Here is a 20,069-nt window from a genome sequence, read left to right as displayed (position 1 = left end):
AGGCAACGCGTGGGTAAAAAAGTGCGGCAAACTCTAACAACGACAGGGATTTTGGGCAAGGCGCCAATGTGCTAAATTGGCCGACTTTCTGTGCACCAACCCCCACAATCGCGGCCGTAAGACCGTAGAAATGCGGTAGTGTTCCGACAATCTAACACACGGACAGCCTCCGTTCTGTTTTCCACTGGAGATTCCCATGGCGCTTGAACGCTCCGACGTGGAAAAAATCGCTCATCTGGCCTCGCTTGGCCTGAATGAAGCCGATCTTCCACAGACCACCGCAGCCCTGAATAGCATTCTCGGGCTGGTTGACCAAATGCAGGCCGTGAATACCGACGGCATCGAGCCCCTGGCTCACCCGCTGGAAGCCAGCCAGCGCCTGCGCGCAGACGTCGTGACCGAGCGCAATAATCGCGAGGCCTACCAGTCCATCGCGCCAGCGGTCGAAAACGGCCTGTACCTGGTTCCGAAAGTCATCGACTAAAGGGAAAGAGCCTTTCATGCATCACATGACTCTGGCCGAGATCGCCCGCGGTCTCGCCGACAAAAAGTTTTCCTCCGAAGAGCTGACCAAGACCCTGCTTGCGCGCATCGCCGAGCTGGACCCCAAGGTCAACAGCTTCATCAGCCTCACCGAAGAGCTGGCCCTGAGCCAGGCCAAGGCCGCGGATGTACGCCGCGCCAACGGTGAAACCGGCGCCCTGCTGGGCGCACCGATCGCCCACAAGGACCTGTTCTGCACCCAAGGCATTCGCACCAGCTGCGGCTCGAAGATGCTCGACAACTTCAAGGCGCCCTACGACGCCACCGTGGTCGCCAAGCTGGCCGCTGCCGGAGCCGTGACCCTGGGCAAGACCAACATGGACGAATTCGCCATGGGGTCGGCCAACGAGTCGAGCTACTACGGCGCAGTGAAAAACCCATGGAACCTGGAACACGTGCCTGGCGGTTCGTCCGGTGGCTCGGCTGCGGCCGTTGCCGCGCGCTTCCTGCCAGCCGCCACGGCCACCGACACCGGCGGCTCGATCCGCCAACCAGCGGCCTTCACCAACCTCACCGGCCTGAAGCCGACCTACGGTCGCGTTTCCCGCTGGGGCATGATCGCCTACGCCTCCAGCCTCGATCAGGGCGGGCCCCTGGCCCGCACGGCCGAAGACTGCGCGATTTTGTTACAAGGCATGGCAGGCTTCGACGCCCAGGACTCCACCAGCATCGATGAACCGGTGCCGGACTACAGCGCCAGCCTCAACACTTCGCTCAAGGGCCTGCGCATCGGCGTGCCGAAGGAATACTTCAGCGCCGGTCTCGACCCGCGCATTGCCGAATTGGTGCACAACAGCGTCAAGGAGCTGGAAAAGCTCGGCGCGGTGATCAAGGAAATCAGCCTGCCGAACAACCAGCATGCGATTCCTGCCTACTACGTGATCGCGCCGGCAGAAGCCTCTTCCAACCTGTCGCGTTTCGACGGCGTGCGCTTCGGCTACCGCTGCGAGAACCCGAAGGACCTGACCGACCTGTACAAACGCTCCCGTGGCGAAGGCTTCGGCGCCGAAGTGCAACGCCGGATCATGGTCGGTGCCTACGCCCTGTCCGCCGGCTATTACGACGCGTACTACCTCAAGGCGCAAAAGATCCGACGCCTGATCAAGAACGACTTCATGGCTGCCTTTGAAGAAGTCGACGTGATCCTCGGCCCAACCACGCCGAACCCGGCCTGGAAGATCGGCGCCAAGACCGGCGACCCGATTGCCGAGTACCTGGAAGACCTCTACACCATCACCGCCAACCTCGCGGGCCTGCCGGGCTTGTCCATGCCTGCCGGTTTCGTCGATGGCCTGCCGGTGGGCGTGCAATTGCTCGCCCCGTATTTCCAGGAAGGCCGCCTGCTCAATGTGGCGCACCTGTACCAGTTGAACACCGACTGGCACACTCGCACCCCTACCGGCTTCTGAGGAGAACACTATGCAATGGGAAGTTGTGATCGGGCTGGAGATTCATACCCAGCTCGCCACCCAATCGAAGATTTTCTCCGGTAGCGCCACCACGTTCGGCTCCGAGCCCAACACCCAGGCCAGCCTGGTAGACCTGGGCATGCCCGGCGTACTGCCGGTGCTGAACCAGGAAGCCGTGCGTATGGCGGTGATGTTCGGCCTGGCGATTGACGCCGAGATCGGCCAGCACAACGTGTTCGCGCGCAAGAACTACTTCTACCCGGACCTGCCCAAGGGCTACCAGATCAGCCAGATGGAATTGCCGATCGTCGGCAAGGGCTACCTGGACATCCCGCTGGAAGACGGCACCATCAAGCGTGTCGGCGTCACCCGTGCGCACCTGGAAGAAGACGCCGGCAAGAGCCTTCACGAAGAGTTCAACGGTGCCACTGGTATCGACCTGAACCGTGCCGGCACGCCGCTGCTGGAGATCGTGTCCGAGCCGGACATGCGCAGCGCCAAGGAAGCCGTGGCCTACGTCAAGACCATCCACGCGCTGGTGCGTTACCTGGGCATCTGTGACGGCAACATGGCCGAGGGCTCGCTGCGTTGCGACTGCAACGTGTCGGTGCGGCCAAAAGGCCAGGCCGAGTACGGCACTCGCTGCGAGATCAAGAACGTCAACTCGTTCCGCTTTATCGAGAAGGCGATCAACACCGAAGTGCGGCGCCAGATCGAATTGATCGAGGACGGCGGCAAGGTGATCCAGCAAACGCGCCTGTACGACCCGAACAAAGACGAAACCCGCGCCATGCGCAGCAAAGAGGAAGCCAACGACTACCGTTACTTCCCCGATCCGGACCTGTTGCCGGTGGTGCTTGAGGACTCGTTCCTCAATGAGATCCGCGCCACCCTGCCGGAATTGCCGCCGCAAAAACGCGAGCGCTTCCAGGCGCAGTTCGGCCTGTCGGTCTACGATGCCAGCGTACTGGCTTCGAGCCGTGAGCAAGCCGACTACTTCGAAAAGGTCGTGAGCATTGCCGGTGACGCCAAGCTGGCAGCCAACTGGGTGATGGTCGAGCTGGGCAGCCTGTTGAACAAACAGGGCCTGGAGATCGACGAAGCGCCGGTGTCGGCCGAGCAATTGGGCGGCATGCTGCTGCGCATCAAGGACAACACCATCTCCGGCAAAATCGCCAAGACCGTGTTCGAAGCCATGGCCAGCGGTGAAGGCAGCGCCGACGAGATCATCGAGAAACGCGGCCTCAAGCAAGTCACCGACAGCGGCGCCATCTCGGCCGTGCTGGATGAAATGCTGGCGGCCAACGCCGAGCAGGTCGAACAGTACCGTGCGGCAGACGAAGCCAAGCGCGGCAAGATGTTCGGCTTCTTTGTCGGCCAGGCGATGAAAGCCTCCAAAGGCAAGGCCAACCCGCAACAGGTGAACGAACTGCTCAAAAGCAAGCTCGAAGGCTGATTGCGATGAATGGTCCGGGCGAGACTTCATGCCTGACTCGGACCTCCTGTGGGAGGGGGCTTGCCCCCGATAGCAGAGTGTCAGTCACTGCTGTTTTGACTGAATCACCGCTATCGGGGGCAAGCCCCCTCCCACATTTGTGATGGGGGGCACCTTGATAATGAAGCGTCTATTAGGTCTATGGGCTCTATTCTCACTGCTGGCCGGCTGCGCCAGCGGCCTCATCGACCCCAACGGCTACGACGAAACCGGCACCGCCTCTTATTACGGCGCCAGGCACCATGGCAAGAAAACCGCCAGCGGTGAACCCTTCAACCAGAACGCCCTGACCGCCGCCCACCGGCGACTGCCCTTCGGCACCCAGGTCAAGGTCACCAATCTCGACAACGACAAATCCGTCGTGGTCCGCATCAACGATCGCGGCCCGCATACCCGTGGGCGCTTGATCGATCTATCACGCAAGGCGGCCGAGCAACTGGGCATGCTGAGCAGCGGCACTGCGCGGGTTCGCGTGCAAGCCTTGAGCAATTGAAGACGGAGCCCTGGCCATTTTCGGATTAACCGCCCTCTCGCCCTGGAGCCTGCTCGAACTGGTCAGCGGCCTGGTGCTGCTGATCCTCGGCGCCGAAATCCTGGTGCGCGCCGCCGTGCGCCTGGCCGCCAGCCTCAAGGTGCGGCCGCTGATCATCGGCCTTACGATCGTCGCCTTCGGCAGCAGCGCGCCGCAGATGACCGTCAGCCTGCAGGCCACCCTGGCCGGCAATACCGACATTGCCGTGGGCAGCGTGATCGGCAGCAGCATCTTCAACATTCTCGTGACCCTGGGCCTGTCGGCGCTGATCATCCCCCTGCGCGTCTCGCGGCAGCTGGTGCGCCTGGATATTCCGGTGATGATCCTCGCCGGGCTGCTGGTGTTTACCCTGGCGGCCAATGAAGAACTGACGCCGGTCGATGGCCTGCTGCTGCTGATTGCCCTGCTGGCCTACCTCGGCGTGCTGCATTACCAGACCCGCCATTCGCGCCGCCCGCGCACCCTGGATACCGTCGCCCGGGCGCCCTGGCTGAGCAGTGTGCTGCAGATGCTGGGCGGGCTGTTGATCCTGGTGCTGGCCGGGCACTTGCTGCTCGGCGCGGCGGTGGATGTGGCGGCGGACCTGGGCCTCTCGGAGCGCATCATCGGCCTTACGCTGATCGGCGTCGGCACGTCGCTGCCCTGCCTGGCCACCTCCCTGATTGCCGCCCTGCGCGGCCAGCGGGAAATTGCCGTGGGCAACGTGATCGGCAGCAACCTGTTCAACCTGCTGGGGGTATTGGGGCTGACCGCGCTGCTCGCGCCTTCGCCGCTGTCGGTGTCGCCCAACGCCCTGGACTTCGACCTGCCGGTGATGCTCGGCGTGGTGGTGCTGTGCCTGCCGGTGTTTTATACCGGCTACCGCGTCACCCGCGCCGAAGGCTTGGTGCTGCTGGGCCTGTACCTGGCGTATGGGCTGCACGTGATGTCGTTCACCACCGGCATGCCCCTGGCCAACAAGCTTGAACAACTGATGCTGTATTACGTCCTGCCAGCGCTGGTGGCTTTCCTGTTGTTCAGCACGCTGCGAGCCTGGCGCCGCCAACACAAGAGGGAATCGCAATGACCGATCAGAAAAAGCCCGGGGTTGAAATGCGTCGCCAGGTGATGGGCGATGTGTTCGTCGATCGTGCCCTGGGCAACGCCACCGAATTCACCCAGCCGCTGCAGGACTTCGTCAACGAACATGCCTGGGGCAGCGTGTGGAGCCGCGAAGGCTTGCCGCTGAAGACGCGCAGCCTGATCACCCTGGCCGCCCTCACCGCGCTCAAGTGCCCCCAGGAGCTCAAGGGCCACGTGCGTGGCGCGTTGAACAACGGCTGTACTGTGGAGGAAATTCGCGAAGCGCTGCTGCATTGCGCGGTGTATGCCGGCGTACCGGCGGCGATTGATGCGTTTCGGGCGGCACAGGAAGTCATCGACACCTATCAGAAAGAAGGCTAGATCCAGCCCCCCGCCTGCAACACGAAAATCCCGATGTTCGTGGTCACTGCCGCCATCAGCGTGGTGATCACGATAATCGCCGCCGCCAGTTCATGATTGCCCTCGGCCGCCCTGGCCATCACGAAGCTCGCCGCAGCGGTCGGCGCACCGAAGTACAGGAACAGGATCCCCAACTCCGGCCCGCGAAAGCCCAGCAGCCACGCGCCCAAGGTCGCGACCACCGGCAGCCAGACCATCTTCATCAAGCTCGCGCTCAGCGCCATATTGCCGCTCTTGCGCAACGCCGCCAGGGACAGGGTGCCGCCAATGCAGATCAATGCCAGCGGCAAGGTGGTGTCCGCCAGGTACTGCATGGATTTTTCCAGCCAACCCGGCAGGCCAATCTGAAAATACGCGAACGGCGCCGCCACGATGACGCTGATGATCAGCGGATTGGCTACCACACTTTTGCAGATGCTCCATGGGTCGGACTTGATCACCGGGCTGTACACCGCCAGCACAATGGTCGACAGCGTGTTGTAGAACAGGATCACCAGCGCCGCGAGGATCGCGCCGAGGGAAATGCCGTAGTCGCCATACATGCTGGCCGCCAGGGCCAGGCCGATCACCCCGTTGTTGCCGCGAAACGCGCCCTGGGTGTAGATGCCCCGGTCTTCACGCTTGCAGCGAAAAATCGCCCAGCCCCAGGCCAGGGCAAAGCTCAGCAGCGTGGCCACGGCAAAATAGATCAGCAACCCCGGCTTGAGCGCCGAGTGCAGGTCGGCGTGGAGGATGCCGAGGAACAGCAGCGCCGGCATGGTGACGTTGAACACCAGGGACGAAGCCGTGTGGATAAAGTTGTCGTTGATCCAGTTGATGCGCTTGAGCAGCACACCCAGGAACAGCATGGCGAATACCGGCGCAGTGATGGTGAGGGTGGTGAGGAAAATTGCCAGCATGCCGGGGAGAACCTTGGTGAGCGTCGTCAGGTGGCTAATGATAAGCCATACAGCCCAACGGCGCCTGATAGACCGCTATCGGGAGCAAGCCCCCTCCCACACTTGAAAGTATTCACAATTCAAACTGTGGGAGGGGCTTGCCCCCGATGGCAGGCGACGCGGTCTCAGGTAATCGGCGCCGGGTTGAACAAGGTGATGTCGTTATGCAGCTTGTGATGCTCCGCCCAGGTCTGCTTCTTACCGCTGGCCACGTCCAGGTAGAAGTGGAACAACTCCCAGCCCAACTCCTCGATGGTCGCGCGCCCGGTGGCAATGCGCCCGGCGTCGATATCGATGAGGTCCGGCCAGCGCTGCGCCAGCTCCGTACGCGTCGAGACCTTCACCACCGGCGCCATCGCCAGCCCGTAAGGGGTGCCACGCCCGGTGGTGAACACATGCATGTTCATCCCCGCCGCCAGTTGCAGGGTACCGCAGACAAAGTCACTGGCCGGCGTGGCGCAAAAGATCAGGCCCTTGCTTTTGAAGCGCTCGCCAGGGCCCAGCACGCCGTTGATCGCACTGCTGCCGGACTTGACGATGGAGCCCAGGGACTTCTCGACAATGTTCGACAGCCCGCCCTTCTTGTTGCCTGGCGTGGTGTTGGCGCTGCGATCGGCCTCACCCTTGGCCAGGTAGCGGTCGTACCAGTCCATTTCCCTGACCAACTCTTCGGCAACTTCCTTCGTCTCTGCGCGCGAAGTCAGCAGGTAAATGGCATCCCGCACTTCGGTGACTTCGGAAAACATCACCGTTGCCCCGGCCCGCAGCAACAGATCCGAGGCATAGCCCAGCGCCGGGTTGGCGGTGATGCCGGAAAACGCATCACTGCCGCCGCACTGCATGCCCAGGATCAACTCGGACGCCGGCACGGTTTCCCGGCGACGCTGGTCGAGCTTCTTCAGGCGCACTTCGGCCAGGTCCATGATCTGTTCGATCATTTCGGTAAAGCCGTGGCTGGAATCCTGCAACCGATACAGCCACGGCTCGCTGAGGTCGACGGAGCTGTCGTTGTCATGCATCACCTGCCCGGCCTGCAATTTCTCGCAGCCCAGGCTGATCACCAGGGCTTCGCCGCCCAGGTTCGGGTTGCGCGCCAGGTTACGCACGGTACGGATCGGGATGTAGGCATCCGTCGCGGTGATCGCCACCCCGCAGCCGTAGCTGTGGGTCAGCGCCACCACGTCATCGACGTGAGGGTACTTGGGCAGCAATTCGTCCTTGATGCGCTTGACCGCATGGTCCAGCACGCCCGTCACGCACTGCACCGTGGTGGTGATGCCGAGGATATTGCGCGTGCCCACGGTACCGTCGGCGTTGCGATAGCCCTCGAAGGTAAACCCCTCCAACGGTGCCTGGGTTTCAGGCACCTCGGTGGACAGCGGCAAGCTGTCCAGCGGTGGCGCGGTGGGCATGCGCAGTTGATCTTCCTGGACCCAACTGCCGCGCGGAATCGGCGCCAGGGCGTAACCGATGGTCTGTCCGTAGCGAATAATCTGACCGCCTTCAGGGATGTCTTCCAGGGTCACTTTGTGGCTCTGGGGGATGAAATCCACGGTCACCAGGCCGTCCGGGAACTCGGTCCCGGCCGGTACGCCCTGGTCGTTGACCACGATCACTACGTTGTCGCGCTCGTGCAGGCGGATGGAGCGCGGCGAGTCGGCATGTTCAATCAACTGCATCACGGGGCCTCTCAGGAATGCGCTTCGGTTAGGTTGGTCAACTCAGGCCCCTTGCTTGGCGGCTCTTTGAGTACTACACGCTTGATCGGGCCGACGATGACCAGATAGCTGAACACCGCCACCAGCGCGTTGGCGCCGACAAACACCAGGGCCCACTTGAACGAGCCGGTGGTGCTGATGATGTAGCCGATGACAATCGGCGTGGTGATCGACGCGAGGTTACCGAAGGTGTTGAACAAGCCGCCACTGAGACCGGCGATTTGTTTCGGCGAGGTGTCGGACACCACCGCCCAGCCCAATGCGCCAACACCCTTGCCGAAGAAAGCCAAGGCCATGAAGCCCACCACCATCCATTCAACGTCTACATAGTTGCACGCGATGATGCTGCTGGAGACCAGCAGGCCGGCAATGATCGGCGCCTTGCGGGCGAACGTCAGCGAATGGCCTTTGCGCAGCAGGTAGTCGGAAATCACCCCGCCCAGCACGCCACCGATAAACCCGCAGATCGCCGGCAACGAGGCGATGAAACCGGCCTTGAGGATGGTCATGCCGCGGTCCTGCACCAGGTAAACCGGGAACCAGGTCAGGAAGAAGTAGGTGATGCCGTTGATGCAGTACTGGCCCAAGTACACGCCAAGCATCATGCGGTTGGTCAGCAACTGACGGATGTAATCCCACTTCGGACCGTCGGTTTTCTTACCCTTGCCCTTGTCCTGGTCCATATCGACCATCGCGCCATTGGCGGCGATGTGATTGAGCTCGGCTTCGTTGATCATCGGGTGCTGGCGCGGGCTGTGGATAACTTTCAGCCAGATCAGCGAGAACACGATGCCGATCACGCCCATCACGATAAACACGTGCTGCCAGCCGAAGCGGTAGACGATCCAGCCCATCAGCGGCGCGAACAACACCGTGGCGAAGTACTGCGCCGAGTTGAAGATCGCCGAGGCCGTACCGCGCTCGGCGGTCGGGAACCAGGCGGCGACAATGCGCGCGTTACCGGGGAAGGACGGCGCCTCGGCCAGGCCCACCATGAAGCGCAGCATGAACAGCGCAACCACTGCGGTGGCGACACCGAACTCACCGACGTAGCCTTGCAGCACGGTGAACAGTGACCAGGTGAAGATGCTCAGGGCGTAGACTTTTTTCGAGCCGAATCGGTCCAGCAGCCAGCCACCGGGGATTTGCCCGGCCACGTAGGCCCAACCGAATGCGGAGAAGATATAACCGAGGGTGACCGCGTCAATGCCGAGGTCTTTTTGCAGGCTGGAGCCCGCGATGGCGATGGTGGCCCGGTCGGCGTAGTTGATCGTGGTCACCAGGAACAGCATGAGCAGGATCAAATAGCGGACATGGGTCGGCTTGGTCGCTTGCATGTAGAAGTACTCCCACTAATTATTTTTTTTGCGGGTAATGGTTTTCTGTTTTTGTCGTGGGGACCGGCAGGCCTCCGGCCCCCACTGGGTGTTGCGTATTACGAACCGATGTAGCTGGTTTTCACCACGGTGTAGAACTCCTGCGCATAGCGACCTTGCTCCCGCGAGCCATAGGACGAGCCTTTACGGCCACCGAATGGAACGTGGTAATCCACACCTGCGGTCGGCAGGTTGACCATCACCATCCCCGCCTGGGAGTGGCGCTTGAAGTGGTTGGCGTACTTCAACGACGTGGTGGCAATGCCCGCCGACAAACCGAACTCGGTGTCGTTGGCCATGGCCAGTGCCGCCTCGTAGTCCGCCACGCGCACGACGTTGGCGACCGGGCCGAAGATCTCTTCACGGCTGATACGCATGGCGGCTTCGCTGTCGGCAAACAGCGTCGGCGCCAGGTAGTAGCCTTCGGTGTCGCAGGTGACCAGGCCGCCACCGCTCACCAGCCGCGCACCTTCGCTTTGGCCGATGTCGATGTACTTCATGTCCTGGTCCAGTTGGGCCTGGGAAACCACCGGGCCGATGTCGGTGCCGCTTTTGAGCGCGTGGCCGACCTTGATCGACTTCATGCGCTCGGCCATGGCCGCGACGAACTGGTCGTGGATACCGGCGGTGACGATCAGGCGGCTGGACGCCGTGCAACGCTGGCCGGTGGAGTAGAACGCGCTCTGTACCGACAGCTCGACGGCCTGCTTGAGATCGGCGTCGTCGAGAATGATCTGCGGGTTCTTGCCGCCCATTTCCAACTGCACTTTGGCTTGGCGCGATACGCAGCTGACAGCGATCTGGCGACCCACACCGACGGAACCGGTGAAGCTGATGCCGTCGACTTTCGGGCTGTTGACCAGCACATCGCCCACCACACGGCCGCTGCCCATTACCAGGTTGAACACGCCGGCAGGGAAACCGGCGCGGGAGATGATCTCCGCCAGGGCCCAGGCGCAGCCCGGTACCAGTTCAGCCGGTTTGATCACCACGCAGTTGCCGTAGGCCAGGGCCGGGGCGATTTTCCAGGCGGGAATCGCGATCGGAAAGTTCCACGGGGTGATCAGGCCGACCACGCCAAGGGCTTCACGGGTGACTTCCACATTGACGCCCGGGCGTACCGACGGCACGTAGTCGCCGGACAACCGCAGGCATTCACCGGCGAAGAACTTGAAGATGTTACCGGCGCGGGTCACTTCGCCGATGGCTTCCGGCAGGGTCTTGCCTTCTTCCCGGGCCAACAGGGTGCCGAGTTCTTCGCGACGGGCGAGGATTTCACTGCCGACTTTATCCAGGGCATCGTGGCGAGCCTGGATCCCGGAAGTGGACCAGGCCGGGAATGCGGCGCGGGCGGCGTCGATGGCGGCGTTGACCTGGGTGACGTCGGCCTTGGCGTATTCACCAATGACATCGGACAACTCCGACGGGTTGAGGTTGACGCAGTAGTCGGCGCCGGCAACCCATTCACCGTTGATGTAGTTCTCAAAACGCTTTACTTGGGACACGAATCTTCTCCTGACGCAAAAGGCCGCTGATTGCTCAGCGGCCTTGTGGATAATTTATTGCGGACCTTGCTTGTCGATCAGCGCGGCCAGGGCTTCGTATTCTTCCGGCAGCAGATCGGTCAGCGGCGTGCGCACAGGGCCTGCGTCATAGCCGACGATTTTTGCACCCGCCTTGACGATGCTCACGGCATAACCGGCCTTGCGGTTACGGATGTCCAGGTACGGCAGGAAGAAGTCGTCGATGATCTTGGCGACGGTGGCGTGATCGTCCTTGGCAATGGCGTGGTAGAAATCCATCGCGGTCTTCGGGATGAAGTTGAACACCGCCGAGGAGTACACCGGTACGCCCAGGGCCTTGTAGGCAGCGGCGTAGACCTCTGCGGTCGGCAGGCCGCCGAGGTAGCTGAAACGATCACCCAGACGGCGGCGGATCGACACCATCAACTCGATGTCACCCAGGCCATCCTTGTAGCCGATCAGGTTCGGGCAGCGCTCGGCCAGGCGTTCCAGCAGCGGAGCGGTCAGGCGGCACACGTTGCGGTTGTAGACCACCACGCCGATCTTGACCGATTTGCACACCGCTTCAACGTGGGCGGCAACCCCGTCCTGGCTGGCTTCGGTGAGGTAGTGCGGCAGCAGCAACAGGCCTTTGGCGCCCAGGCGCTCGGCTTCTTGCGCGTACTCGATGGCCTGGCGGGTCGAACCACCGACACCGGCGAGGATCGGCACGCTGGTGGCGCAGGTATCCACGGCGGTCTTGATCACTTGGGAATATTCGCTGGCGGCGAGGGAGAAAAACTCACCAGTGCCGCCCGCTGCGAACAAAGCAGTGGCGCCGTAAGGGGCCAGCCATTCCAGGCGCTTGATGTAGCCCGCCTGGTGGAAGTCACCCTGGGCATTGAAATCGGTCACCGGGAAAGACAGCAGACCGTGGGAGAGGATGGACTTCAGTTCTTGTGGATTCATTATTCGAACACCCTGGGCGAAGACTTTCTATTGAAAGGTTGTTGGTTTTGTTGATGTCGTACGTCATCGTACAACTATAAATAATTTCGTCAACTGCAATTCATCGGCGTTGTGCACTTGAGGGCGTTGAAAGGCTTGGGCAGCGCTGTTCTTGACGTAGGAAATTATTCCTCTATGCTCTGCATTGCTGTATATACATACAGCATTCAAGGAAGATTCCTACGACATAGCAAGGAGCTAACATGTCAGGTCCTGAACTCGCAGCACCCGCAAAAAAACCGCCTACCCTGCGCTTCGAAGGCGGTGAACACACCGCCATCGGCGACGATACGCTGTTGCGCTTCAGCAAGGACGCCCCGGCAATCCCCGCGCGGCAAGTCGAACTGCACCTGCCCAACGGGCTGGCACTCACCTACGGCCAAGTGATCGCCCTGGGCGGTGATTTTTATGGCATCCCCGGCCAGCCCATCAACGAAGGCACCTCACCTGCCGATCGTATGCAGCGTTTCAGCGCCGCGTTCAACTCACTGGCCGTGCTGCCGGCCTCGCGGGACGAAGCGCCGAAGATCCTGGCGGTGATGCAAAAAGAGATCAACGCGGTCAACCAGGCGATCAAGGACGGCAAGCAAGCCCATGAAGCCTATGATGCTCTGGGTGATACGTTGTCCGAGGAATGGAACCGCATCACCGGTGGCGGCAGCGCGGTGTCGGCACTGATCCCACTGGGGCGTTACCTGAAACTGGCGGCGGACAACGCCGACCACTTCGGCGAATGGGCGCTGGCGGCCTATCTGGCGGGGCATGCAGCCGCCTTGCAACAGGCCGTGGTGGCCCACCAGACCGGTACCGATCAGGCATTGGAGCTGGCCTACGCCATGAACGGCTTTGCCGATCACTTCTTGACCGATCTATTTTCTGCCGGCCACCTGCGCGTGCCGCGCAAACAGCTGGCGGCGGTCGTCACTCCGGGCGAACTGGGCTCGCTGATCAGCCGCTTCATGCACGATGAAGACAGCAAGTTCGGGCTCAAGGTGCGCAATGCCATGGGTGACGAGTGGCATGCCTATGGCGACAAACGCTATTTCGACAGTCTCGACGCAGCCAATCGGGTACAGGTCAAACGCGCCGTTCAGGCATCCGCTGATGAGATCTTCGAAACCTTCATCAGTGGCGTTGCGCCCTCCCCGGCCAACTTCAAGGCACCGCTGTATGTGCCGGATCTGAATGCCGCGCAGAACCCGGCGAATAACTTCTCGCCATTGTTCAAGATGGAGGGCGACAAGGTGCTGCGACGCAAGGACGTGAATGACCTCAACGACAAGCACTGGACCAATGATTGGTGGGGGTGGAGTACGTATTTGTTGCTTAAGGATTACAAGCCGAATACCCCGGCTTGAGCGGTACCGCCTGTCGATACTGTGAGCTCTAACAGTTATGTACCGTTCATCAAGGGCGGATAACACACCTCAGGGGCTTAGGCATTGGCTCCTGAGGCGAACACTGGACTCGTTAGCGTCCTACATCCAATCAATGCAAACGTCATAGAAAAACGCTGGACAGCACATGAGCCACCTGCTGACGATCAGCCTGCCCTTTCAGCCTCTTCATGGGCATGGCGCAGCCGCTCACGGCTATTGGTCAGGTGCAAGCGCATCGCCGCCCGCGCCGCATCCGAATCCTGGCGGGCAATCGCCTCATAAATCTCTTCGTGTTCGCGGCTCAGGCGCCCCATGTAGTGCTGGTGGTCATCATGAGCCAGGCGTGCCGAGTTCAGGCGCGTACGCGGGATGATGCTGGTGCCCAGGTGGGTCATGATGTCGGTGAAGTAGCGGTTGCCGGTGGACAACGCAATTTCCAGGTGGAACGCGAAGTCCGAGGCCACCGCATCACCGGCGTGCGCCGCGCTTTCATTCAGGGCATCGAGGGCCGCGCGCATGGCGGCCAGCTGTTCATCGCTACGGCGCAGTGCGGCCAGCCCGGCGGATTCCACTTCCAGGCTGATACGCAGTTCGAGAATCGCCAGCACGTCACGCAAAGTGACTACCGTAGCCGGATCGATGCGAAAGCCGCTCGGGCTCGGCGTGTCGAGCACAAAGGTGCCGATACCATGACGGGTTTCCACCTGCCCCGCCGCCTGCAAGCGGGAGATGGCCTCGCGGACCACGGTGCGGCTGACGCCATGGGCGTCCATGATCGCCGATTCGGTGGGCAGCTTGTCGCCACGTTTGAGTTGACCATCACGGATCTGCTCGGACAGCACCGTGACCAATTCCTGGGCAAGGCTGCGGCGCTTGCGGGGAAGACGAGGGGCGGTGCTGGCGTTTTCCATGTGGAATCATCTATCTCGGCGGACTAAAACAGCATCATAGCCCATGGCGGTTGTACGATCACCGTTTGTACCGCACTTTCATGTACAAGCGGGCAGCTTTCAGCTCCGGCTGTATAGGGCTCCCGTGAAAAGGGGGTTCAAATTCGAACATAACGCGTGGCTACTTCACGCCTGGGTCTTAGTGCCAAACGTTCTCGCGCACCTGGCAATTATGACAGCAGACGGTTTTCCATCCCCGTAGCAGAGTAAAGCCTGTTCCAGCAAACAGGTGCCGGGTGATGAAACGCACAGGCTGGTATTGCACAACGATTGTCTGGCTGCTGGCATGCGCCGTCCACGCTGCACCGCCGAGCGTGCGCAATGGCGGTGGAGAAGACATCCTGCTGCAGGGTTTCCACTGGAACTCCAGCCGCAATGCCCCGCAGAAATGGTATGAGGTGCTGGCACAAATGGCCCCCACTATCGGCCAGGACGGCTTCACCAAAGTCTGGCTGCCGCCCGCCTGGAGCGATCAATCCAGTTGGAGCGACGCGACGTCGGGAACGTCGGGCGGCGGTGAAGGCTACTTCTGGAGCGACTTCGACAAGAACAGCCAGTACGGCAGCGACAGCCAGCTCAAACAGGCGGTCGCCGCCCTGGCAGGTGCCGGCGTGCAAGCGATATACGACGTGGTGCCCAACCATATGAACGACAAGCTGCCAAGTAAACAGATACGCTTTCCCAGGGGGCTCAAGCTGTGGCGCGATGACTGCACCGCCCCCGTCGCCTGTGATGAGGGCGATGCGTTCATGAGCGGTTCGGCCGACCTCAACACAAGCAACTCGGAAGTCTCGCAGCGCTTCATGCAGGAATTCAGGAACCTGCGGGACAACTACAGCGCCAAAGGCTTGCGCTTCGATTTTGTGCGCGGCTACGCGCCGGAGCGGGTCGATGTGTGGATGAAAAACTTGGGTGACCAAGCGTTCTGCGTCGGCGAGTTGTGGAAAGGCCCCGGCGAGTATCCGGCGAACGACTGGCGCAGCCAGGCCAGTTGGCAGGATGCGTTGAAGGACTGGTCGGATCGGTCCCACTGCAGCGTGTTCGATTTTGCCCTCAAGGAGCGCATGCAAAATGGCAGCTTGGCCGAGTGGCGTCATGGCTTGAATGGCAATCCCGAACCGGCATGGCGGCAGGTCGCGGTGACCTTTGTCGACAACCACGACACCGGTTATTCGCCAGGGCAATACGGCGGGCAGCATCATTGGCCCCTTGCCGACCCGCAACGCAATATCGCCTATGCCTATATCCTGCTGAGCCCGGGTACGCCGACTGTTTATTGGCCCGACATGTACGACTGGGGCCGGGGCGACCTGATCCGCGAGCTGATCAGCCTGCGCAAGGACGCCGGCATCAGGGCCGATTCACCCATCAGTTTCCAGACCCACTATTCCGGATTGGTGGCCGCCATCCAAGGCAGCCGCAAGCGCCTGCTGATCGCCTTGGACTCCGACCTCTCCAAGGTGCCTGACGGCTTCAGCCCTGCCCTGTTTGCGGACGGGCAGCGCATCCGCTCGTGGCAGGCCGCCCCGGCACCTTCCGACACCACGACCACCCTGCACTGCGACAACGCCAGGCCGGAGCTCGGCCAGGCAGTCTACGCAGTGGGGTCGCCTATCGAACTCGGCGCCTGGGACCCGGCCCACGCTATCGCACTGCAATCCGGCGCATCCAATCGCTGGAGCGGCACTGTCGTGTGGCCCACACAGCAACACATCAAATGGAAATGCCTGATCCGCAGCCTGAGCAATGTCAACGAGGTCTACTGGCAAGGCGGCGTCGACAATCAGTTCACCACGGGAGCCGCCAGCGAAACAGCGGGGAGTTTTTGACAAAAAAATGCCCCGGCAGAGCCGAGGCATTTTTTAACGCAGGCCCGAAGACTTACGCACTTTACTTCACCACTTTCAGGCTCGGCCGACCGCTTGGACGCGGTGGCTCGGTATCCGGTGGCGGCACATCATCGCCATCTTCCTCTTCAATCACTTCGTCGTCCTCGAAAGGCGACTCCAGATCGAACACCATGCCTTGGCCGTTCTCCCGGGCATAGATGCCGAGGATAGCGCCAATCGGCACGAACAGCGTATGCGGCACACCACCGAAGCGCCCTTCGAAGCTGACCGCTTCATTGTCCATGTGCAGGTGGCGCACGGCGCTGGGTGATACGTTCAACACAATCTGCCCGTCACTGGCAAAACCCTGCGGTACCTGAACCGCAGGAAATTCGGAATTGACCAGCATGTGCGGGGTGCAATCGTTATCCACAATCCACTCATAGAGCGCGCGGACCAGGTAAGGTCGACTGGAGTTCATCAACGGCTCCTTAAGCCTTAGCGCATATCGCGTTCGACACCAGACAGACTTGCCTGGAAAGCCTCACGCGCAAACTGGCGCTCCATGTAATCAAGCAACGGCTTGGCCGGCCGTGGCAGTTCAATGCCCAGAATCGGCAAGCGCCAGAGTATGGGTAATAGGCAGCAATCCACCAAGCTTTGTTCCTCGCTGAGGAAAAAAGGTTTATCGGCGAACAACGGCGAAACACCGGTCAGGCTCTCGCGCAATTCCTTGCGCGCCTGCACCCGAGCGGCTTCTTTGCTGCGGGTATCCAGGATCAAATCCACCAGCCCGCACCAATCTCGCTGGATCCGATGGATCAGCAGGCGGCTGTTGGCACGGGCCACCGGATACACCGGCAGCAAAGGCGGATGCGGGTAACGCTCATCCAGATATTCCATCACCACGGTTGACTCCCACAACGCCAGGTCACGATCGACCAGGGTGGGCAAGCTGCCGTAAGGGTTCACTTCGATCAGTTTCGGCGGATGACGACCCACCTCCACACTGATGATCTCGGCGCTGACACCCTTCTCTGCGAGTACGATGCGTACTCGGTGGGAATAGTGGTCGGCGGGGTCGGAGTAACAGGCCAACCGATTGGTCACGCCCATGGCGGTCCTCCTCGCTTGTTGAAATTATGGAAAGCTCAAAAACGAGCGCGCCCAGAAAGCATCTCTGCAGCCTCTGGAAAGTCCAGGTCGCTACGGGTTAGAGATGCCGCTGGGCGCGCAAGATTAACAGCAATTGCTTACGGTTGGATCAATGCACATCCTTCCAGTATTCGCGTTTAAGCAGATAAGCGAATACGAAGAAGAAAGCCAGGTACAGCAAGACATACGTCCCGATGCGCTGGTGTTGCAGTTTGACCGGGTTGGCCGAATAGGCCAGGAAGGTCACCAGATTCTTGACCTTCTCGTCAAACTGCTCGTCAGTCAACGAACCAGGGGTTTCTATCTTCAGTTGATCGCACGCTTCATGGGTCAAAGGCGTACCGGTCAACGGATCATATTGCTTCTTGCCGTCTTCGACGACCTGAACCTGCTTGCATCCTACCACTTGCTTGCCTTGCAGGCCGACCAGAACGTTAGGCATGCCGACGTTCGGGAACACACGGTTGTTCACGCCATAAGGGCGCGCCGGGTCCTCGTAGAAGGATTTCAGGTAGCCGTAGAGCCAGTCGGTGCCGCGTACACGTGCCACCAGAGTCAGGTCAGGCGGTGCTGCACCGAACCAGGTCTTGGCGTCGGCAGGCTTCATGCCGATATTCATGTGGTCGCCGATCTTGGCACCGGTGAACACCAGCTTCTCCAGCATCATTTCATGGGGGATACCGAGGTCATCGGCCACCCGCTCGTAACGCTGGAACTTGGCGCTGTGGCAGCCCATGCAGTAGTTGGCGAACGTACGCGCGCCGTCTTGCATAGCCGCCTTGTCAGACACGTCGATATCGACTTTTTCCAGTTCCGGGCCGCCGTGCTCGGCAGCGAAGGACAGTAGCGGCAGCGCCGCAAGCATCAATGCAACGAATAATTTTTTCATCAGCCAGTCACCCTTTCCGGAACCGGTTTGGTCTTCTCGAGCCGGGTGTAGAACGGCATCAGAATGAAGTAGGCGAAGTACAGGAAGGTGCAGACCTGCGACAGCAGCGTACGCTCCGGGGTCGGCGCCAATACGCCCAACACGCCCAGAATCACGAATGCAATGCAGAACACCCACAGCCAGATTTTGCTCAGCCAGCCTTTGTAGCGCATGGACTTGACCGGGCTTCGGTCGAGCCACGGCAACACGAACAGCACCGCAATGGCCGCGCCCATGGCGATGACGCCCATGAGTTTGTCGGGGATCGCCCGCAAGATCGCGTAGAACGGCGTGAAGTACCAGACCGGGGCAATGTGCTCAGGTGTCTTGAAGGCGTTCGCCTGTTCGAAGTTAGGCTTCTCGAGGAAATAACCACCCATCTCCGGGAAAAAGAACACGATCGAGCAGAACACGAAGAGGAACACGACCACGCCGACAATGTCTTTCACGGTGTAGTACGGGTGGAACGGGATGCCATCCAGCGGGATGCCGTTCTCGTCCTTGTGCTTCTTGATGTCCACGCCATCCGGGTTGTTGGAACCCACTTCGTGCAGCGCCAGGATGTGCAGCACCACAAGGCCCAGGATCACGATGGGCAGCGCCACGACATGCAGGGCGAAGAAGCGGTTCAGGGTGATACCGGAGATCAGGTAGTCACCGCGGATCCACTGGGTCAGGTCGTTGCCGATGACCGGGATCGCACCGAACAGCGAGATGATCACCTGGGCGCCCCAGTACGACATCTGGCCCCATGGCAGCAGGTAGCCCATGAAGGCTTCTGCCATCAGCGCCAGGTAGATCAGCATGCCGAACACCCACACCAGCTCGCGGGGCTTCTGGTACGAACCGTAGAGCAAACCACGGAACATGTGCAGGTAGACCACGATAAAGAACGCTGAAGCGCCGGTGGAGTGCAGCAGACGCAGGATCGAGCCGTACTCGACGTCACGCATGATGTATTCGACGGAAGCAAACGCCTCCTCCGCCGACGGGGTGTAGCTCATCGTCAGCCAGACACCGGTGACGATCTGGTTGACCAGCACCAGCAGTGCCAGGGAGCCAAAGAAGTAGAAGAAGTTGAAGTTCTTCGGGGCGTAATACTTGCTGAGATGGTCTTCCCACATTTTAGTAGCGGGGAAGCGTGCATCGACCCAATCCATGAACTTGCTCATCACGCGTTCTCCTTATCGAGGCCAATGACAATGAGGTCGTCAGTTTCGTAGGTATGCGGAGGCACGGGCAGGTTCAAGGGAGCGGGCTGGGACTTGTAGACGCGACCCGCCAGATCGTAGTGGGAGCCGTGGCAGGGGCAGAAATAACCACCGACCCAGTCTTTCCCCAGATCGACTGGGGCAACTTCCGGGCGGAAAGTGGGTGAGCATCCCAAGTGGGTACACAGGCCGACCAGCAGCAGAATCTCTGGCTTGATCGAACGTGCTTCGTTTTTGGCGTAGGCGGGTTGGTCGGATTTCTCAGATTTGGGGTCAGACAACTGGCCTTCGATCTTTTTCAGATTTCCCAGGATTTCCTCCGTACGACGAACAATGAATACCGGCTGGCCGCGCCACTCAGCAATCATCTGCTGGCCTGGTTCGATCTTGCTGATATTCACCTTCACCGGTGCACCTGCGGCTTTCGCCTTGGCACTGGGAAACCATGACCCCACGAACGGGACCGCAGCCCCCACCGCTCCTGCAGCACCCACCACGGATGTGGCTGCTACCAAGAAGCGACGCCGGCCTGCATTCACGCCGTCATTGCTCATTCAGTCCTCTCCCATCAGCTTTTTGGCCTGTTAAATCAGGCGTCTACTAAGTATTAAATC

19 protein-coding genes are annotated in these 20,069 nt (G+C 60.8%); 8 read left to right on the top strand and 11 right to left on the bottom strand.

Features of this window, described 5'->3' with window-relative positions; all coding sequences use genetic code 11:
* Positions 1 to 196: 196 nt before the first annotated feature.
* The 6 genes from gatC to C8K58_RS14735 all read left to right on the top strand — a co-directional run bounded on the left by gatC (position 197) and on the right by C8K58_RS14735 (position 5,422).
* Entirely contained in the window at positions 197 to 484 is a 288-nt protein-coding gene (gene gatC, locus C8K58_RS14760) for an Asp-tRNA(Asn)/Glu-tRNA(Gln) amidotransferase subunit GatC (RefSeq protein WP_003171764.1), read from the top strand.
* Between the two features lie 16 nt (positions 485 to 500).
* Positions 501 to 1,952, top strand: a complete 1,452-nt coding sequence (gatA, locus tag C8K58_RS14755) for an Asp-tRNA(Asn)/Glu-tRNA(Gln) amidotransferase subunit GatA (protein ID WP_108573890.1) — start codon at positions 501 to 503, stop codon at positions 1,950 to 1,952.
* A gap of 10 nt (positions 1,953 to 1,962) precedes the next feature.
* Positions 1,963 to 3,408 carry an Asp-tRNA(Asn)/Glu-tRNA(Gln) amidotransferase subunit GatB gene (gatB, locus tag C8K58_RS14750; RefSeq protein ID WP_108573889.1) on the top strand — a complete coding sequence of 482 codons (1,446 nt, stop codon included), beginning with the start codon at positions 1,963 to 1,965 and terminating at the stop codon, positions 3,406 to 3,408.
* 160 nt (positions 3,409 to 3,568) lie between these two features.
* A complete protein-coding gene (locus C8K58_RS14745; protein ID WP_027604830.1) occupies positions 3,569 to 3,940 on the top strand; it encodes a septal ring lytic transglycosylase RlpA family protein in 372 nt (123 codons plus the stop codon).
* Positions 3,941 to 3,998: 58 nt separating this feature from the next.
* Positions 3,999 to 5,045 (top strand): calcium/sodium antiporter, encoded by a 1,047-nt coding sequence (locus tag C8K58_RS14740; RefSeq protein WP_108573888.1) that lies wholly within the window; start codon positions 3,999 to 4,001, stop codon positions 5,043 to 5,045.
* Positions 5,042 to 5,422, top strand: a complete 381-nt coding sequence (locus C8K58_RS14735; RefSeq protein ID WP_027604832.1) for a carboxymuconolactone decarboxylase family protein — start codon at positions 5,042 to 5,044, stop codon at positions 5,420 to 5,422. The genes C8K58_RS14740 and C8K58_RS14735 overlap by 4 nt, the downstream gene beginning before the upstream one ends.
* Here C8K58_RS14735 and C8K58_RS14730 read toward each other — a convergent pair.
* From C8K58_RS14730 to kdgD, 5 genes are all read right to left on the bottom strand, one after another.
* Positions 5,419 to 6,360, bottom strand: coding sequence for an AEC family transporter (locus tag C8K58_RS14730; RefSeq protein WP_027604833.1), 942 nt, complete (start codon positions 6,358 to 6,360; stop codon positions 5,419 to 5,421). The genes C8K58_RS14735 and C8K58_RS14730 overlap by 4 nt on opposite strands.
* A 164-nt stretch (positions 6,361 to 6,524) precedes the next feature.
* Positions 6,525 to 8,078, bottom strand: a complete 1,554-nt coding sequence (gene garD, locus C8K58_RS14725) for a galactarate dehydratase (protein WP_108573887.1) — start codon at positions 8,076 to 8,078, stop codon at positions 6,525 to 6,527.
* Between the two features lie 11 nt (positions 8,079 to 8,089).
* A complete protein-coding gene (locus C8K58_RS14720; protein WP_108573886.1) occupies positions 8,090 to 9,454 on the bottom strand; it encodes an MFS transporter in 1,365 nt (454 codons plus the stop codon).
* A 98-nt stretch (positions 9,455 to 9,552) separates the two neighbouring features.
* Positions 9,553 to 10,998 carry an aldehyde dehydrogenase family protein gene (locus tag C8K58_RS14715; protein ID WP_027604836.1) on the bottom strand — a complete coding sequence of 482 codons (1,446 nt, stop codon included), beginning with the start codon at positions 10,996 to 10,998 and terminating at the stop codon, positions 9,553 to 9,555.
* 54 nt (positions 10,999 to 11,052) lie between these two features.
* Positions 11,053 to 11,964 carry a 5-dehydro-4-deoxyglucarate dehydratase gene (kdgD, locus tag C8K58_RS14710; RefSeq protein WP_027604837.1) on the bottom strand — a complete coding sequence of 304 codons (912 nt, stop codon included), beginning with the start codon at positions 11,962 to 11,964 and terminating at the stop codon, positions 11,053 to 11,055.
* Positions 11,965 to 12,206: 242 nt separating this feature from the next.
* Here kdgD and C8K58_RS14705 point away from each other — a divergent pair, with 242 nt between their 5' ends.
* Positions 12,207 to 13,361 (top strand): phospholipase, encoded by a 1,155-nt coding sequence (locus C8K58_RS14705; RefSeq protein ID WP_108573885.1) that lies wholly within the window; start codon positions 12,207 to 12,209, stop codon positions 13,359 to 13,361.
* Positions 13,362 to 13,546: 185 nt separating this feature from the next.
* Here the strand turns inward: C8K58_RS14705 and C8K58_RS14700 are convergent, their stop codons facing one another.
* Entirely contained in the window at positions 13,547 to 14,293 is a 747-nt protein-coding gene (locus tag C8K58_RS14700; RefSeq protein ID WP_027604839.1) for a FadR/GntR family transcriptional regulator, read from the bottom strand.
* A gap of 278 nt (positions 14,294 to 14,571) precedes the next feature.
* Between C8K58_RS14700 and C8K58_RS14695 the strand changes: the two genes are divergently transcribed.
* Complete coding sequence (locus C8K58_RS14695) at positions 14,572 to 16,161, top strand: glucan 1,4-alpha-maltotetraohydrolase domain-containing protein (protein WP_098480376.1); 1,590 nt, start codon at positions 14,572 to 14,574, stop codon at positions 16,159 to 16,161.
* 61 nt (positions 16,162 to 16,222) lie between these two features.
* Here C8K58_RS14695 and C8K58_RS14690 read toward each other — a convergent pair whose 3' ends face one another.
* From C8K58_RS14690 to petA, 5 genes are all read right to left on the bottom strand, one after another.
* Positions 16,223 to 16,642 carry a ClpXP protease specificity-enhancing factor gene (locus tag C8K58_RS14690; protein ID WP_027604840.1) on the bottom strand — a complete coding sequence of 140 codons (420 nt, stop codon included), beginning with the start codon at positions 16,640 to 16,642 and terminating at the stop codon, positions 16,223 to 16,225.
* A gap of 17 nt (positions 16,643 to 16,659) precedes the next feature.
* A complete protein-coding gene (locus tag C8K58_RS14685; protein WP_027604841.1) occupies positions 16,660 to 17,277 on the bottom strand; it encodes a glutathione S-transferase N-terminal domain-containing protein in 618 nt (205 codons plus the stop codon).
* A 148-nt stretch (positions 17,278 to 17,425) separates the two neighbouring features.
* A complete protein-coding gene (locus C8K58_RS14680) occupies positions 17,426 to 18,205 on the bottom strand; it encodes a cytochrome c1 (protein WP_027604842.1) in 780 nt (259 codons plus the stop codon).
* Positions 18,205 to 19,416, bottom strand: a complete 1,212-nt coding sequence (locus C8K58_RS14675; protein WP_003171746.1) for a cytochrome bc complex cytochrome b subunit — start codon at positions 19,414 to 19,416, stop codon at positions 18,205 to 18,207. The genes C8K58_RS14680 and C8K58_RS14675 overlap by 1 nt, the downstream gene beginning before the upstream one ends.
* A complete protein-coding gene (petA, locus tag C8K58_RS14670; protein WP_027604843.1) occupies positions 19,416 to 20,009 on the bottom strand; it encodes a ubiquinol-cytochrome c reductase iron-sulfur subunit in 594 nt (197 codons plus the stop codon). The genes C8K58_RS14675 and petA overlap by 1 nt, the downstream gene beginning before the upstream one ends.
* Positions 20,010 to 20,069: the final 60 nt, after the last annotated feature.

The sequence above is a fragment of the Pseudomonas sp. GV047 genome, from assembly GCF_003058245.1.
GTDB classification, from domain to species: domain Bacteria; phylum Pseudomonadota; class Gammaproteobacteria; order Pseudomonadales; family Pseudomonadaceae; genus Aquipseudomonas; species Aquipseudomonas marginalis.
The sequence above is the reverse complement of the archived record's forward strand: the minus strand, read 5'-3'. Positions and strand labels throughout refer to the sequence as shown.